At 55.6% G+C, this 15,263-nt stretch carries 11 protein-coding genes and 1 tRNA gene; 3 read left to right on the forward strand and 9 right to left on the reverse strand.

Translation table 11 applies throughout. The features are described from left to right. Positions 1–57 precede the first annotated feature (57 nt). On the forward strand, positions 58–1,227 hold the full coding sequence (locus ACN0SC_RS11935) for a dipeptidase (RefSeq protein ID WP_417249903.1): 1,170 nt from the start codon (positions 58–60) through the stop codon (positions 1,225–1,227). A 406-nt stretch (positions 1,228–1,633) separates the two neighbouring features. Here ACN0SC_RS11935 and ACN0SC_RS11940 read toward each other — a convergent pair whose 3' ends face one another. Continuing rightward, positions 1,634–2,608, reverse strand: coding sequence for a Gfo/Idh/MocA family protein (locus ACN0SC_RS11940; protein ID WP_417249904.1), 975 nt, complete (start codon positions 2,606–2,608; stop codon positions 1,634–1,636). A gap of 159 nt (positions 2,609–2,767) precedes the next feature. On the opposite strand from ACN0SC_RS11940, the gene ACN0SC_RS11945 reads away from it, so the two are divergent. Beyond that, on the forward strand, positions 2,768–4,525 hold the full coding sequence (locus tag ACN0SC_RS11945; protein ID WP_417249905.1) for a hypothetical protein: 1,758 nt from the start codon (positions 2,768–2,770) through the stop codon (positions 4,523–4,525). A gap of 1 nt (position 4,526) precedes the next feature. Here ACN0SC_RS11945 and ACN0SC_RS11950 read toward each other — a convergent pair whose 3' ends face one another. The 7 genes from ACN0SC_RS11950 to ACN0SC_RS11980 form a co-directional block, all read right to left on the reverse strand. After that, positions 4,527–7,760: a type I restriction endonuclease subunit R gene (locus ACN0SC_RS11950; RefSeq protein WP_417249906.1), complete on the reverse strand. Its 3,234-nt coding sequence runs from the start codon at positions 7,758–7,760 to the stop codon at positions 4,527–4,529. Continuing rightward, the gene (locus ACN0SC_RS11955) at positions 7,757–8,629 is read right to left on the reverse strand and encodes a TIR domain-containing protein (RefSeq protein WP_417249907.1); all 873 of its coding nucleotides are present in this window, start codon (positions 8,627–8,629) and stop codon (positions 7,757–7,759) included. Before ACN0SC_RS11955 ends, ACN0SC_RS11950 begins: the two co-directional genes overlap by 4 nt. Next, on the reverse strand, positions 8,626–9,873 hold the full coding sequence (locus tag ACN0SC_RS11960) for a restriction endonuclease subunit S (protein ID WP_417249908.1): 1,248 nt from the start codon (positions 9,871–9,873) through the stop codon (positions 8,626–8,628). The genes ACN0SC_RS11955 and ACN0SC_RS11960 overlap by 4 nt, the downstream gene beginning before the upstream one ends. 17 nt (positions 9,874–9,890) lie before the next feature. Continuing rightward, positions 9,891–11,912 (reverse strand): type I restriction-modification system subunit M, encoded by a 2,022-nt coding sequence (locus ACN0SC_RS11965; RefSeq protein WP_417249909.1) that lies wholly within the window; start codon positions 11,910–11,912, stop codon positions 9,891–9,893. A 41-nt stretch (positions 11,913–11,953) separates the two neighbouring features. Continuing rightward, a complete protein-coding gene (locus tag ACN0SC_RS11970; protein ID WP_417249910.1) occupies positions 11,954–12,118 on the reverse strand; it encodes a hypothetical protein in 165 nt (54 codons plus the stop codon). A gap of 256 nt (positions 12,119–12,374) precedes the next feature. Then, positions 12,375–13,265: an RNA polymerase sigma factor RpoH gene (gene rpoH / locus ACN0SC_RS11975; RefSeq protein ID WP_417249911.1), complete on the reverse strand. Its 891-nt coding sequence runs from the start codon at positions 13,263–13,265 to the stop codon at positions 12,375–12,377. 482 nt (positions 13,266–13,747) lie between these two features. Further along, positions 13,748–14,770, reverse strand: coding sequence for an RluA family pseudouridine synthase (locus ACN0SC_RS11980; RefSeq protein ID WP_417249912.1), 1,023 nt, complete (start codon positions 14,768–14,770; stop codon positions 13,748–13,750). On the opposite strand from ACN0SC_RS11980, the gene ACN0SC_RS11985 reads away from it, so the two are divergent. Continuing rightward, positions 14,760–15,095, forward strand: coding sequence for a DUF6476 family protein (locus tag ACN0SC_RS11985; protein WP_417249913.1), 336 nt, complete (start codon positions 14,760–14,762; stop codon positions 15,093–15,095). The two genes, ACN0SC_RS11980 and ACN0SC_RS11985, sit on opposite strands and share 11 nt — an antisense overlap. Before the next feature lie 61 nt (positions 15,096–15,156). On the opposite strand, the gene ACN0SC_RS11990 is transcribed toward ACN0SC_RS11985, so the two are convergent. Then, a tRNA-His gene (locus ACN0SC_RS11990) sits at positions 15,157–15,233 on the reverse strand. Positions 15,234–15,263: the final 30 nt, after the last annotated feature.

Consider the following 15,263-nt stretch of genomic DNA (forward strand, 5'->3'; position numbering starts at 1 on the left):
GGCATTGCACCCCCACTCATAGGCTGGCCGAACTTGTTACAAACGGGAGGAATTTTCATGGTAAAATGGATAGGACGCGGCCTCGGCATAGTGCTGGTGGTCGGGGCGGTGGTGTTCTTCGGAATATTGCCCGGCATTGTTGAAAAGGGACAGAACCCTGTTGCAGACCATGCCCCCTACCCCGTCACCGCCGAAGCGCAGGCCCTGCACGACAGCCTGACCATTGGCGATCTGCATGCGGACAGCCTGTTGTGGAACCGCGACCTCTTGAAGCGCGCAGATCGGGGCCATGTGGATTTCCCGCGTCTCAGAGAGGGTAATGTCGCCGTTCAGGTCTTCACCACAGTGACCAAAAGTCCTGCTGGCCAGAACTATGACCACAACTCCGCCGACGCCCGCGACAACATCACGCTTTTGGGCATTGCCCAACTCTGGCCCGTGAAAAGCTGGTTCAACCTGACCGAGCGCGGGCTCTATATGGCGAAACGGATGCAGCGCTATGAAGAGAAAGCGCCCGAACAGGTGCGAATCCTGCGCACCAAAAGCGATCTCGATGACGTCCTCGCCGCCCGCGCGAACGGGCAGGCCCTGACCGGTGCGCTGATCGGGTCGGAAGGCGGGCATATTCTCGAAGGCGATCTCGCCAATCTCGACCGCATTTATGACGCAGGTTTTCGCCTGATGGGGCTGACGCATTTCTTTGACAATGCTCTGGGCGGCTCGCTGCATGGTGAGGAAGAACACGGGCTGACCGACTTCGGCCGTGATGTGGTGCGGGCGATGGTCAAAAAACATATGGTGATCGATCTGGCCCATGCCTCACCGCAAATGGCGCGGGAGGTGATCGAGATGACCGACCAGCCGCTGATCCTGTCGCATACGGGCATCCATTCCCATTGCGAGGTGAAACGAAACTTCCCCGATGAGTTGATGCAACAGATCGCCGCGACAGGTGGTGTGATTGGCATTGGTTACTGGGCAGATGTGACCTGTGACGCCTCCCCCGACGGGGTTGCCCGCACGATCAAGGCTGCGGTCGATCTGGTCGGCGCGGATCATGTGGCGCTCGGCTCCGATTATGACGGCTCTGTCGCGGTGGAATTCGACAGTTCCGAACTCGCCGCGCTGACACAGGCGCTGATGGATCAGGGATTGAGCGAGACGGAGATTGCCAGCGTCATGGGCGGCAATATGGTCCGCGTCCTGCGCCAGATTTTGCCGGACTAACACCTTTCGCATAAAATTCGGGCGCCCTATCAGGGGCGCCCGTTCGAAAATATTCCTGATAACGTCCAATCAAGGCGCTCGTCCTCAAAGCCCTGTCTCTGATCCCACCCGCGGACATCAAACCAAGGCTCGGATCACAGGCAACGACGAAGCGCTAGGCGCGGTGCCGTCTACGCGAGGGGGTTCCTACCTCAATCTCGCCAGTCTCAACACGCGCGCCCGCCGCTTCCGGCGGCCCGTCACTTGCTTCCACACCGCCTCCCACATCGGCGGGGCAGGTTTTCGCGCCCTAGGGCGCTAAACGGGCGGTTCCTCCGCATTGGTCTGGCGCGGTCCTCGGGACTGTCTCATCTGAAAGCCTCCTTTCCTTGCCGTTCCAACACTTTAACTATACCCGAGTCGCCCCCTAGCGTCCTTGATCGAGCGCAAATATCGCATCAATCATGGCCTGCGTGCCGCGTGCATCCTCAAGAGTCCACGGGTAGGGTTTGCCCTCCCGCACGGACGCAACGAAATTCTGCACCTGAAGCACATACTGCCGCACGGGGGTGAAATCCTCGACCTGCTTGGCTCCGTCCGCGTCCTGCATCTCCACCGTGGTGCAGCCGTGAGCGGAGGCGTTGAAGGGCATGGTGAGCGTGATGATGCCCTCGGTCCCGTGAAAGCGCATCGACTGGGTGTTGGCCATCCGCGTCGATGTCAGCGCGTGGTAGGAAAACCCGTCGAAGTCGGCGTTCACTTCCGCAAATGTATCGACACCGTTTTCATAGCGGATATTGGTGCGGGTGATCGCGCGCGGTTCCTGCCCCGTCGTCCAGCGCACCGCGCCATACGGGTAAACGCCAATATCGGGGATCGAGCCGCCGCCCGTTTCGGGACGGTTGCGGATATTTTCGGGGTCAGGGTTGTTGTAGCTGAACACTCCCTCAACATGCACCAAATCACCAATCGCACCCTCAGCCAGAAGCCCCTTAACCCGCTGCCACTGCGGGTGATGGACGATCATGTAGGCCTCCGCGCACAGCAGCCCCGTCTCGTCACGTTTGGCAATCAGCGCGTCGATGTCGCCCGCCTTGAGCGCAATCGGTTTCTCACACAACACATGCTTGCCCGCAGCCAGCGCCTTCAAGCTCCATTCGATATGCAGATGGTTGGGCAACGGGATGTAAACCGCGTCAATCGCATCGGAGGCGAGCAGCGCGTCGTAATCCTCGAACACTTCGAGATCGGGACAAAACGCCTGAAACGGTGCGGCCTTCGCGGCCGATGAGGTGGCAATCGCGGCGAGTTTTGCGCCTTCAGCTTCGTGGATGGCTCGCGCCATGGTGGATAGTGCGAAATTCGAAGCGCCGAGCACGCCGAAACGGACGGGGTTGGTCATGGTTCTCTCCCTGATTTTGCGCAAACATGCGCCACCACCGCCCGTAAGAAAAGGGGGCAGCCCGCGGCCACGCCCCTACGGTAAATGTTGATAGTTGGAGGTGCCCGCATTAAGTTGCGGGCACTTTCTTTTTGTTTTCTGCCTTTCCAGAGGTGAAATTTGCCGAAAAACAACGAAATTCCACCGAAGAAATCTTCGGTGGAGCGTAAACGCCGCCTTCCACGAACTCCTGGCGGGTTCAGCATTAACTTTTGCCGCAATCCACATTGCGAGCTCTACGGAGAAATGCCGAATCCATTTGATGGCAGAGGCCGTGGAATCCAAGGAAATGGTCGGGTTGTCGGGTCCGGTGAAGACCGCACCTATGTTTGTCCGTCCTGCGGCAAGTATCACATTGTAAAGTCAAATACAGGCATTCTCGAGGAATACGCACGACTACGCAAAACCTTTGGAAATCTGCACTTTCCTTCATGCCAAAACCTTGCGTGCCAAAATCATGGCGTTCCAATCCACCTCGCGAAATTGGCTTATGCGAAGTTTGGGAAGACAGCTTCCGGCGATCCTCGATATCGTTGTAATACTTGCCGACAGACGTTTTCGGTAGGTGCTCCTACCAGACGGCACAAGAAGACCCATGAGACCGGCAGCATCCTGAAGAACCTTGTGAATAAAGTTCCTCTCAGCCGCATGTGCGAAATCAACAACGTCAACTTTCAGCACATCTACTCGAAGATCGACTTTATCGAGCAACAATGCCTTAAGTTCGGAAATCGCCGAGAAGTGGATCTCGCAGATTGCTTTTCAGGGACGTCTCCTTTTTTCGCGACTGACGCCCAGGTCATCCATGTCAATTGGCAGGTCCGGTCTCGGCGAGGGTCGGTGCCTATGATCCATACCGCCACGGTCCACCAGGGAAGCCAGTATGTAGTCTCATCGACGATGGATTATGACCCTGACGTTCAACCCGAAGACCTTGATGAGTGGATGGCGGTAAACGGCGATTTCACTCTGCCGCGATCTATGCGGAAGCAAGCGCGTTTATGGTCACATCGAGAGTATGCCGAAAGCGTCGCCCGATATAACAATGACATCATCTCCGAAGATGATTTAATGGTCGGAGGCGACTTGCAGCTGCCTGGCGTTGGGTCTCGGGTTCGGACAGACATAGCAGCTTATGCGCATCTTATGCAGGTGAAGAAACGCGTTGGAAAATGGTATCGCAGTGCAACCTATTGCCTCGATATGGACAGCGTTCTGGGGGCTGCCGCTTCTGCTATCTGGGTCGATGACATCAAAAAGCACAGTGTGAATATCGCACAGATCGACTTTCAGAAAAATCTGACCAGTGATCAGAAACAGGCGCTCAGCCGACAAGGTAAAGCAAAGCATCGTCAGATGTTGGATGAGCTATCAGTCGAGGTCGCGGCCATTCTCGGTCAGAATTCAGATCTTACCAGCACGGAAGCGTTGGTCGCAGTTCTTCTGGAGCGACTGGAGGATAGCCTTGATCAAGAAGAACGCGGAAAGCGCCTCATGGAAGATGGAATGCCTTGGCCATTCCACACGCAGGGCGAGCCCAACAAGAAGATTAAGCTGTGGACCGATTTCGGACAGCATACGCGTGTCGAATTGGCGCAGATCCTATGTCGCGCGTCCATTCATCCAGTTGATGCCTATTTTGCAGTTGTCCGACGCCGCGTCGCGGGATTTGATCGAGGATTGCAGACTGGGTCGAACCGGCGGCGAACCTGGTATGCCTACGCGTTCTACGACCCCAATATGGTCGTGAAGATCATCAATATCCTGCGTTTTTACTACAATTACATGGTCGCGGGATCTGACGGGCGAACCCCCGCCATGCGTCTTGGCTTGGCGAGGGGCGTGATCTACGAGAGAGACCTATTTTCACTTGTGTAAGCTATTGGCCGAGCTCAATACGCCCGCCCTGCTTCAAGAGATCATAGATCACAGGGGTCAGGAGTTCGAGGCTCTGACGATCAGACTTGAGCAGTAAGGTCGCGAGGGCGGCATGAGATGACATGGCGCGCGCGACAGCCGTTTCCACTGCACCAGGCAGGTGCCCTTTCATGGCGCCAGTCTTATCGTTGCGCTCGACCTGGGCCATCACCACAGGATTCTCTCTGGCAATCGTTGCGATCTGATTCACGAAACTGACCTGATCGCTGAGAGGTGTTGCTTCTCCGAAGATACTGTTGAGCTTGGTGATGATTTCCTGAATGTAGACAGGAACAGGGCCAGGCGCCACAGAGCCTCCAGGGCCTTCTGGCTTCAGGGTGGTGTCACCTTCCCCATCGTCATCGCTCCCATCGGCATTCTCAAGGGGGCGGGTTTTGATATCATAACCCGTTAGAGTAATACCCCGAAGGTCAACATTTTCAGGCGGAACGCCGTTGAGGCGATTTTCCAAGAGCTTGGCGAAGGACGCAAAGTTCTCCAGATCCGGATCACCAAGATCAATCAACTGGGCGATGTAGGAATAGGTCCGGGCGAAGCGGCCAAGTCCCTTCTTGAATTCCATCATCTGCCCGATTGCTTCAGCGATCTGCCGACGGTCATGGTCCGCCTTCTTCATGCCGTCATCATCGCCGACCAGACGTGCTTTCTCGAAGGCGTCTTCTGCGTCCTGCGCAACACCGCGCAAGCTTTTCAGGCGATCATTGAAGGTATCTGTCGGCTCTTGGGTGGCTGCGAACATGGCTTTGTGCTCGTTGTCACCACCGGCATTAAGGGCCGCGGCCGTTTGATATCGCGCCCTCATAAAGTTCAACACATGGCTATCATCATAGACGCCCTGCGCGTCGAGTTTTTCCTTGATGTCATAAATGACATTCAGATCCTGAACCTGCTCGATCTTTGCGCCGCTGTCGTATTGGGCAAAGGCAGCCTGGATCGTGCCGGGCTCATTCACAAAGTCGATAATGAAGACCTGATCCTTGCCGGGGAATGTCCTGTTCAGGCGGGACAGAGTCTGCACAATTTCTACGGCGTTGGCGATCTTCTTGTCGATATACATCGCCACAAGTTTGGGTTGGTCAAAGCCGGTTTGGAATTTGTTGGCCACCAACATCACGCGATATTCTGGGCGATCAAAAGCGACCCGTAGATCCTGTCCGCCGATACCAGGGTTCATGTTGGCTTCGGAGAATTCAACATCCTCATCGACAGTGAACACATCATCCAGCAGAAGATCGTCATTTGGATGCATGACCTCTTTCCCCGTCAGCTTGCCTGAGAAGGCCACTAAGGCGCGTATCTCCTTGTAGGCGGGGTTGGCTTCAATAAAGGCATCAAAGGCCTTCTTGTAGCGCACAGCGGCCGCGCGGGAGCTTGTGACCACCATGGCCTTGGCCTTACCGTCCAGACGGTGAGCAACATTCTTTGAGAAGTGCTCCATGATGAACTGGACCTTCTGGGTCACGTTCGTCGGGTGCAAAGTCATCCACTTTGCCAAAGCTCGCTTGGCCGCCTTGCCATCGACGCGCCTTTCCTCAACCATCTCCTGACCGAGATTGAATGCGGTTTTGTAAGGAACGTAGCCTTTCAACACATCAAGGATGAAGCCTTCGTCGATCGCCTGACGCATCTCATATTTGTGAAAGGATACAGGCAGGTTGTCATCGGAAACCGGTTTTTTCGGGTCTGCCGGCCTTCCGAAGAGCATCATGGTGGAATGCTTCGGGGTGGCTGTGAAGGCGAAGTGAGAGACATTGGCCGGACGCTTCCGCGAGCTTTGGATTTCCGCAAGAAGATCCTCGACCGTCATATCCGACATGTCTTTCTTTGAAGACAGGGCCAGCGTCGCCTGAAGCTTGGATGCTGTATTACCTGTCTGTGAGGTATGCGCCTCGTCGATAATCACCGCAAAGTTTTTATCCTTCAGAGACTTCTCCGTCAGGATCGCCTCCATGGCGAAAGGGAAGGTCTGAATCGTCACGACGATGATCGGCGTGCCCTTGGTCATCGCCGCAGTGAGTTGCTCGCTCTTCGACTTCGAGGAGGTCTCGCGATCAATGGCGGCAATCAGGCCCTGTTGGTGGTCGATCTGCTGCACCGCATCTTGCAACTGCCCGTCGAGCACATTGCGATCGGTCACAATGATTGCCGTGTCAAAGATTGGCGTGCCGTCATCCTTGCGCAGTTTGACCAGATCATGGGCGGTCCACGCAATAGTTGAGGTTTTACCCGATCCCGCGCTGTGCTCACAGAGATACGCCTGTCCCGGACCTTTATCCTTGGCGTCCGAGATCATTGCGTTCACGGCGTCAAACTGGTGATATCGCGGGAAGATCAGGGTTTCCTTGACTGTCCAGTTCCCCTTCAGGTCGACCACATTTTTCTTCTCGACATAGACAAAGCTATGGAAAATCCGCAGGAAGTTGTCGGGCTGGCAAATGGTTTCCCAGAAATAGGCCACGGGATATTCGCCATCCTCGCGCGGCGGGTTGCCGCCGTGACCGTCGTAGCCCTGATTGAACGGCAGGAAGAAGGTGTTTTCGCCTGCGAGCTTGGTTGTCATCCAGATTTCGCTATCCGACATCGCGAAATGCACCACGGCACCGCGCTTGAATGTCAGAAGTGGATGCTTGCGTTTCGAGACCGGATCGACCGGAAGGCGGTCGTTGCGATACTGGTTCTTGGCGTGTTCAACCGACTGGGTGAAGTCGGTCTTCAACTCCACTGTGGCCAGCGGCAAGCCGTTAAGGAAGAACCCGAGATCGATCGCCAATTCACGGCCCGGATGGTATTTCAGCTGCGGCACCACGCGAAGGCGGTTGGAAGCATAACGGTGCAGGACATCGGCGTTGCGCTGATCTTCTGGTGCTGCCTCGGAGAGATCGAGATGCCCGCAGCCGGCGATCGAAAAGCCGTTGCGCAGGACATGCATCACGCCGTCCTTTTCCAACGCAGTCTCGAGGCGTTTCATCACAACCTCTTGGGTCTTGTCACCATTCATGGCGGCAAGCTTGTCCCACTTCGGCCCTTGGGTGGTTTTCAGCCACGCCTTGAGGTCTTCTGGATAGAGCGCGTAATCCTGATCGTAACCAGCGCTGTCACCGACCAGCCAGCCCTGCGCGGCGAGCTTCTCGACGATATAGGATTCAAGGTGCTTTTCGTGGTGTAAATCGGTCATGGTAAAACCTCGGAGAAACTTGTGCCGCCTTCCTTCAGGATGACGTAGTCGACAGTGATAGTATCGGTTTCTGCTCCGCGAGAACGATCCTGAACTTCAATGACCTTGAGTGCCGCAAAAAAACCTGCGGTGTTTTTCATGATCAGGATTTGACCCTCTGAAACAGTTCGGGAACTCGAGGTAAAGTTGTAAGAGGTAGCGTCTTTGACGTCATCAAAATCGGTCGCACCTTCTGCAACGGCAATACCCCTGATGGTTTCCGGATCATTGTAAAAATATACGGAGGAACCCGATGCAGGGGATGTCTGTATTTCGAATCTCCAGATATCTTCGCCAATTTCCGCCCTTCCGTCGTAATCCTCCTGCGAGAAGGAAAATCGACCAGACTCGGTCTTGGATCGAGGGGGAGTCACGTCGTTGTCCTTGTGTGTCAACGTTGCACCGATGACTTTACAAATCTTCGCGGCCAACTGTTCTGGCGTGTTTCTGGCTGCCTCAAGATAGCTGATGGTCGATGGCATTCCCGGCAACTTCACATCATGAAACCTGACTGGATAGATATACTTATTCTTGGCTGAGATGGCTTTTGATTGAGCCGCCTGTCGCTCTACACTAGTGAATGCCTTTTCTACGTATTCCTTGGAAACGAAGATAATCACAGCCTTCATTCTTTCGCTGTAGAGATCGTCAAGGGTGTCGACCAAATTGCACCCCCAGAGATCAGCCTCATGGAAAGCATCGTAGAAGACGTTTACATTGCGGGCCCGCAAAGCAAGTGCAACTTCTTCGACATAATCCCGCTGCTCTCCGGCAAAGGACAAGCCGACCGAAAACGAAGATTCTTTAAAAGCTGTCATTCCTCCAGTCATGCTGCGCTCCTTACGTCAATCTTTCCGGTCACGGCGGCGGTAATCAGAGCCGAACGTTTTTCTTTGAGGAGCTCGATGCTACGGTCGGTGGTGGAGATCAGGCCGTCGATGCGGGCGGTCTCGCGGTCGATGTATGCAAGGATCTCATCCTGCTCTTCCAACGAAGGCAGACAAACACGCAGGTTCCGGAAGTGATCCCAATAGAGCCTCATCCGGAAATCTGCGATACCACGTGAGAACCGACGAATTTCTTCGGAAGCCGATTTCGTGTGCAGAAGATGCTCGATGAACTTCGTGCGGAACTCTGCGATCGGATGGGCCACGACATATGCGGGGCTAACAAGCCCATCGACCTGAACTGCGCCAAAGGCACCCTGCCATGCGCGCATCATGTTGTAGACCAGATCACCAGGCGCCACGCCCTGATATTTGGTTCGGTCTTCGCTCAGTGCCACCTTGCGGTCGCGCTCTTCATCAGAAAGCTCTCCATCGGTGACGCCATCGTGGATGGAGACTGAAAGAACAGGAAGGCTGGGATCGGGCGCGCGGAAAGCTTCGCGGAAGAGCGCAGCGATACGTCTCACATCCCAATGGGACGGAACCTGCCCAATCCACTCGACACCCGAGTCCTTCATCGGCACATCGGCATCAATTCCCTTGGTCACCGCATGGGTGATCACGGCGGCGCGCTTTTCTTTCAGAAGCTCGATGAACCGGCCCTTCTTCTCGATCAGCCCATCAATCCGTGCGGTCTCGCGGTCGAGGAAATTCGCGATGGCGGTTTGTTCTTCATAGCTAATGTCGGGAACCGGAAACTCAAGAAGCTCCGATTGACTCAGGTTCTGGCGAATTCCGCCGCCGAGTCCGTTGAAGATATTTCCGAGGTAAGCCCCGTAGAAATACCAATAATAAAACTCCGAAAGCACGCTCGAAATGCGCGGCGATAGGCGAATATATGCGGAACTCATGATACCGCGACGTGGAACGAGTCCGACTCGGCTTGTCTTGATGTTTTGCAAGTCGATCAACTTGAAAGCCAGATCTCCCTTCTCGAAAATTTGGTAGGTGCCATAATCTGAAGACTGCAATCCATCGGTATCGTCGAGTGATCTATCAATAACGCCGCCCATGGTTAGAGCTAAACGGTGGGACTCTTTCATTCCTGTGTTGTGTTCCTTTCGGTAACCAAACAGATGTTTTACGGGAACAGTTTCCCAAAGGGACGTTCCAACAAAATCTTCCATGAAATCTCTTGGTAGACTCATTCCGTCACCTCCGACAGCAGCCCCGCAATCTCGGCCTCTACAGCCTTCAGATCGGCATCAATATCTTCGAGATCCCGTGGCGGCTGGTATTCATAGAAATACCGGTTGAAGTTGATCTCGTAGCCAACCACGCCAACCTCGCCATCGGTCTCGTCGCGATACGTCTCGTCAATATAGGCGTCCTCGGCATGAGGTAGCACCTCGGTCGCGAGGTAATCGTGAATGTCGGTCCCCAGCGGCACGTTCTCGTAATCTGTTAGGTCATCATCCGGAATGATGTTGCCCTTCTTGTCCACAACCGGATCAAGTTCAGGATCATGAACACCAAAGGCCTTGCGGAAGGCCTTGATCAGCCCGACATCGGCTTTACCCAAAGTCTCGTTACGCTTGACGGCATTCTTGGCGAAACTCTCCATCCAGTGCCAGCCTTCGGTCCGGTCCATGTTCTCGCGGAAAAGGTCCTGCCATGCGGCCTGCTGTTCTTCCGTCCGCTTCTCCCAAGCCTTCTCCTCGGCTAGAGCGGCAATACCCTCCTCCGAGATGACCATCTTCTTGCGCAGCGGGCGCAACACTTTGATACGGCGGTATCCGAAGTCGGTGCTGTCACAGATCAGGCTTTGCTTGCCGGGCTCAAACTCGGAATACATCCGCACGATCTCGCGCGTTTGATTCTCGCCTACGCGGCGGCGCTTGTTGCCTTCCGACTTGCGCATCGCCTCATACATCTCGGTCGCATTGATGAGCTGGACCTTGCCTTTGCGATGTGCGGGCTTCTTGTTGGATAGGATCCAGATGTAGGTGCCGATGCCTGTGCGGAAGAAAATTTCAGTCGGCAGGGCAATGATCGCCTCGACCACGTCCTGCTCCAGCAGGTGACGGCGGATTTCGGATTCACCTTGTCCCGCATTACCGTTGAAGAGCGGAGAACCCGACAGGACAATGGCAGCTCGCCCACCACCCTTGGAGGGATCTTCCATCTTGGACAGCAGGTGAAGCAAGAAAAGCATGGAGCCGTCCGAAACACGCGGAAGTTTTGGGCCGAACCGCCCCTCGAAACCCTGCTCCTTGTGTTCGCGGGCAACCTCGGCTTGATCCATTTCCCATTTTTTGCCGAAGGGCGGGTTGGAAACGCAGTAATGGAACTTCTCATCGCGGTGCTTATCGGCTGAAAGGGTGGAGCCCAGCATGATGTTCTTTGACAGGTCGCGCCCGGGGTCGTTTTCCAATGTCTTCAAAAGCATGCCAGCAAGGCAGACCGCGTGTGTTTCGGGTTCAAGCTCCTGACCATAGGGCACGATCACAGGGGCGATAGAATACCGGTCCTGAAGGCTGCGGACATGCTCCATACCATCAGAGAGGAAGCCACCGGTGCCGCATGTCGGGTCATAGAGTGTGCGAATGAGGCCCGGATTGTCGATGAAAAGTTGGTCGTCAGGATCGAGCAGAAGTTCAATCGCCAGATGAACCACATCGCGCGGCGTCATGAAGTCCTCGGCCGCCTCGTTCACCTCGGCACCGAAGCGGCGGATCAGGTGCTCGTAGATGTTGGACATCACGCGCTCAGGGACAGCCTTGGGATGCAGATCGATGGTCGCAAAGTTCTGGCAGATCTTGTAGAGCACACCAGCCTTGTCCATGCGGGCAAGAGTGTTGGCAAAATCGAACTGTTCAAAGATGACGCGGGCGTTCTCGGAGAACTGAGCAATGTAATCCTCGAGGTTTTGACGGGTTCGGGTCGCGCCAAGGCTCGCGAGGGAATAGTTCGAGGTGTTGTAGAACGGATGGCCGGTCTGCTGGCGCAGAATGACATCCATATCGATCCCGCTGTCTTTCAGGGACTTAATGGTTTCCTGAACCTGTTCGCGGGTCGGCTCCAGCACGCATTCCAGACGACGCAGAAGCGTGAAAGGCAGGATAATCTTGCCGAACTCAACGTGTTTAAAGTTCCCCCAGAGGTCATCCGCATTTCTCCAGATGAAATCTACCAGGGAGGTGTTCTTTACCTGCGTCTTACTCAATGTCGCCATCCTTCTTAAATCAGCAAACCTATGCGTCACTACTATTCATTTTTGTCATCAAGATGCGTCTTCAGAAGCTCAAACGCCAAACGAAAACCGTCAACCTGGCTCATCCTGTTTCGCACACAGAGCTCTTTGAAAGCCCATCGTTCATCCTCTGTAAGCTTCAGGTTAAGATTGGCCAGCTTCTGTTGTCCTTCGGGCATCCCAATATCCTTTTGAAGAATGTAGGTCTCAATTAAAGTTTATGCAAATAACGAAAGCAAGAAAAAACGCATCTCCTTTGATTTTTTGCATGATCTGAGCTGAGAACAAAACAAAAGGGCGGAAAGCTCTCGCTTCCCGCCCTTTTGTTTTTGGCGACCATGCACGCATCAACATTTATCGTAGGGGCGTGGCCCGCGGCCACCCCCTTTGCATAATTCATCGGTCCCGCGCGGCCTTGGCCGCAGGAAAGCGCGATCAGTTTGGAAGCATCCCCTGCTCGACCGCAAGTTCCTTCATGCGCTTTTGCAGCTTCTCGAAGGCCCGCACCTCGATCTGACGAATGCGCTCGCGCGACACGTTGTAGACGCTGGAGAGGTCTTCGAGCGTAACGGGTTTGTCCTGCAAACGACGCTGCATCAGGATGTCCTTCTCGCGGTCGTTAAGCACGTCCATCGCCTCCATCAGAAGCGCACGGCGGCTTTCCAGCTCGTCCTGCTGCTCATAGTGCTCGGCAGTGTTCGCACTCTCGTCTTCCAACCAGTCCTGCCATTGCGCCGAGCCATCTTCGTCACCGACGGTGGCGTTCAATGACGCATCACCGCCCGACATACGGCGGTTCATCGAGATCACCTCGTCCTCGGTCACACCGAGATCTGTCGCGATCTTCTTAACGTTTTCGGGTCGCAAATCGCCGTCCTCGAGCGCTCCGATGCGCGACTTGGCCTTGCGCAGATTAAAGAACAGTTTCTTTTGCGCTGAGGTCGTGCCGAGCTTCACAAGGCTCCACGAACGCAGGATGTATTCCTGAATGCTCGCCCTGATCCACCACATCGCATAGGTGGAAAGGCGGAACCCCTTTTCGGGATCAAAGCGTTTGACGGCCTGCATCAGGCCCACGTTGGCCTCGGAAATGACTTCCGCCTGCGGCAGCCCGTAGCCACGGTAGCCCATGGCGATTTTGGCTGCGAGACGCAGGTGGGAGGTCACGAGTTTATGCGCCGCCGAGGAGTCCTCATGATCGACCCAGCGTTTGGCCAGCATATACTCCTCTTCCTGCTCGAGCATCGGAAATTTCCGGATCTCTTGCAGGTAGCGGTTCAGTCCCTGCTCGGGAGACGGCGCTGGCAAGTTGCTGTAATTCGACATTTTCTTCACTCTTTCGCGTTTTGGTTACCGTCATGTTACACTATTTAACATTATGTAACAACCTTTAACATTCAATCGACGGCAGCGCCCCTTTTGGCGGGACTTGGGGTGGGTTTTGCGTCCGCCGCTCGGGAGGGACAGGGGGAGGATGGCGGACGCATGTCGTTCGGCCTTATCAAGACCGGCTGGAGAGAAAATGGACCTCAACGGGCGGTCATGCCACTCCAAACGACTGCACTCACATATTTGTGCAAATTCAACGCAATCAATGCGGACCTTCTCTCTATTTATGCAAACCCCACTGTGCGCAGGTCTAGAGACGGAAATCGCAACCCTTTGTAAAATAAAGTAAACCTCAAACCCGCTATGAACCTCACACAAATGTGTGTGTTACCAAGCGACGGAAAGATGTTTCAACGCCCGTCACAAATTGCCGTGCATCATCGTGGGTTGGAAGTCATTTTCACGACGCAACCACGCCCCTAGCGCAGACCCGCAATCAAATCCGCCATATCGGACGGCAGAGGCGCTTCGAAGCGAATCTCGTCCCCCGTCACAGGATGGATAAATCCGAGCACCGCCGCGTGCAGCGCCTGACGCGGGAAATCCGCCACAGCCTCGCGCGCGGCCTCACTAAGCGCCTTGTGGTTGAGCTTGCGCCGCCCGCCATAGGTCTGATCCCCGACGAGCCCGTGACCTGCATGCGCCATATGCACGCGAATCTGGTGCGTGCGCCCTGTCTCCAGCCAGCACTCCACCAAGGACAGTTGCACAGGCGCACCAAAGCCCTCGATCACTCGCGCACGTGTCACCGCGTGGCGCCCCTCGGAAAAGCTCACCGCCTGTTTCTGGCGATCCGTGCGGTGGCGTCCCAAAAGTGTCTGGATCAGAAGAATGTTGGAGCCTTCGAACCCCACGCCCTTCACGCCGCGCAACCGCGGGTCCATCACATCGGGCGCACCGTAGACCAGCGCAAGATATTTGCGCTCCACCGTGTGCTTCTCGAATTGCTTCGCCAGCCCCTGATGGGCCACATCATTTTTGGCCACGACCAGAAGGCCGCTGGTATCCTTGTCGATGCGATGCACGATGCCTGGCCGTTTGACACCGCCGATGCCCGACAGGCTCGCCCCGCAATGATGCATCAGCGCATTGACCAAAGTGCCGCGCGGACTGCCTGGGGCGGGATGGACGACCATCCCGACAGGTTTGTTCACCACGATCAGGTCGTCGTCCTCATAGATCACGTCGAGGGGGATATCCTCGGCCACAACATCGACCTCCGCCGCCTCGGCGACCGTGATCTCAACCGTGTCGCCCTGTGCGACTTTGCCCTTGGTGTCGGTGACAACTGAGCCGTTGATCCGCACCGCCCCCTCGCCCAGTAGTTTAGCCAGCCGAGACCGCGACAGGTTGGCGCTCTCTGGCACATCGCGCGCGATGGCCTTATCAAGGCGCTTGGGCGGGTTTTCCGCGATCTGGAAGGTGACGGTTATGTCGGACATGGAAACTTCTTCAAATGACGCGGTGGAGATCGACCCCGCCGAGGCCGCGCGATTGACGTTCCTGCGCAGGCTGGTGACGGTGCTGACCGTTGTGATGATTGGCGGGTTTCTAGTCCTGATCGCGCTCCTTGTCACCCGTTTCCCCACGAGCGGCGACACATCGCGTGTGAGCTTCGACCTGCCAGAGGTGATCGACCTGCCCGATGGCGTGGCTCCGCTGGCCTTCACACGTGGTCCTGACTGGGTGGCAATCACCACAGAGGTAGAGATCCTGATCTATGATGCCACTACGGGAGCACTGCGCCAGCGCGTCGGGATCGAATAGTCAAAGCACGCAATTGCCCATGCGGCAGGAACGGGCCTCAAAAATCTGGCGGGGAGAAGAGTGGTACCACCTCCCCGGCTCGAACGGGGGACCTCCTGATCCACAATCAGGCGCTCTAACCTACTGAGCTAAGGCGGCACTGTCGGGGGATTTACTTCCCTGCGGAGA

Source organism: Celeribacter sp. (assembly GCF_048261515.1).
GTDB lineage: Bacteria > Pseudomonadota > Alphaproteobacteria > Rhodobacterales > Rhodobacteraceae > Celeribacter.

Coding starts and splice junctions, on each gene's coding strand:
- ACN0SC_RS11935 (WP_417249903.1), top strand. CDS start 58: ATGGTAAAATGGATAGGACGCGGCCTCGGCATAGTGCTGGTGGTCGGG.
- ACN0SC_RS11940 (WP_417249904.1), bottom strand. CDS start 2,608: ATGACCAACCCCGTCCGTTTCGGCGTGCTCGGCGCTTCGAATTTCGCA.
- ACN0SC_RS11950 (WP_417249906.1), bottom strand. CDS start 7,760: ATGACCGATTTACACCACGAAAAGCACCTTGAATCCTATATCGTCGAG.
- ACN0SC_RS11955 (WP_417249907.1), bottom strand. CDS start 8,629: ATGACTGGAGGAATGACAGCTTTTAAAGAATCTTCGTTTTCGGTCGGC.
- ACN0SC_RS11960 (WP_417249908.1), bottom strand. CDS start 9,873: ATGGAAGATTTTGTTGGAACGTCCCTTTGGGAAACTGTTCCCGTAAAA.
- ACN0SC_RS11970 (WP_417249910.1), bottom strand. CDS start 12,118: ATGCCCGAAGGACAACAGAAGCTGGCCAATCTTAACCTGAAGCTTACA.
- rpoH (WP_417249911.1), bottom strand. CDS start 13,265: ATGTCGAATTACAGCAACTTGCCAGCGCCGTCTCCCGAGCAGGGACTG.
- ACN0SC_RS11985 (WP_417249913.1), top strand. CDS start 14,760: ATGTCGGACATGGAAACTTCTTCAAATGACGCGGTGGAGATCGACCCC.
- ACN0SC_RS11980 (WP_417249912.1), bottom strand. CDS start 14,770: ATGTCCGACATAACCGTCACCTTCCAGATCGCGGAAAACCCGCCCAAG.